This is a genomic window from Rhodococcus sp. T7 (assembly GCF_009872365.1).
Classification (GTDB): domain Bacteria; phylum Actinomycetota; class Actinomycetes; order Mycobacteriales; family Mycobacteriaceae; genus Rhodococcus_F.
This window is the reverse complement of the sequence record NZ_WXYH01000261.1, coordinates 1-940: the sequence shown is the minus strand read 5'-3', so window position 1 is coordinate 940 and position 940 is coordinate 1. Positions and strand designations below refer to the sequence as shown.

The window sequence follows — 940 nt, the reverse complement described above, 5'->3', positions numbered from 1 at the left end:
CTAGAGCGTGTCTGCTATTTGCGGACACGGTGATGAATAACAATCGCGCCGAGGAGTACGCCACCGAGGAAGGTGGTGGCGTACTTGTCGTAACGCGTGGCGATGCCACGCCATTGCTTGAGTCGCCCGAAACCACGCTCGACGGTGTTGCGTTCGCGGTAGAGGTCCTTGTCGAATGCCGGCGGTCGACCTCCATCCGGCCCCTTGGCCTTGCGGCGTCGGATCTGGTCACGGCGTTCGGGAATGGTGTGCGAGATTCGGCGTTCCCGCAGATGCTTTCGAGTGCTCGGATGCGAGTACGCCTTGTCGGCCAGCAGCCGGAACCTTTCGGTGTCGTGGGCGCGATGTGCTTCGAGCAGCGGCGCCAGGTACGGGTTGTCGCCCGCCTGCCCCGGCGAGAGCAGCAGCGTCAGCGGGCAGCAGAACGTGTCGGTGAGGGCGTGGATCTTGGTGCTCAGCCCACCCCGGGAGCGGCCGAGTGCGTGGTCGGCGGGTTCGTTGGCCAGATTCTTGTCATTCGACCGAGCCCCCTGTGTGCGCATCGGTCCGGGCACCGGCCGAATGCTGGTGGGCGCGGACAACGGTCGAATCGATCGACAGCAGCCGTTCGAGCTGTTCCTCTCGTTCGGGTGCTGCCGCCCGCACCGCGGCGAACATCCGCACGTAGGTGCCGTCGTCCGACCAGCGGCGATGCCGTTCCCAGATGGACTGCCACGGACCGAAACATTCGGGCAGATCGCGCCACGGTGACCCGGTACGGAACCGCCAGACGATTCCCTCCAGCGTCAACCGATGATCGTTCCACGGCCGCCCCCTCCGTCCCGCCAGAGAAGGAAGGACGGGTTCGATCACAGCCCACAGGGCATCGGAAATCTCGTTGGCACGCAACACGGGGACAGTCTCGAGCATCCAACCGCCAATATTTGGCAGACACGCTCTA

Annotated in this window: 1 pseudogene; it reads right to left on the bottom strand. The window is 64.7% G+C overall.

The annotated features are described in order from the left end of the window. Positions 1-14 precede the first annotated feature (14 nt). Positions 15-891 (bottom strand): annotated as a pseudogene (locus tag MLGJGCBP_RS22460) (IS5 family transposase). Positions 892-940: the final 49 nt, after the last annotated feature.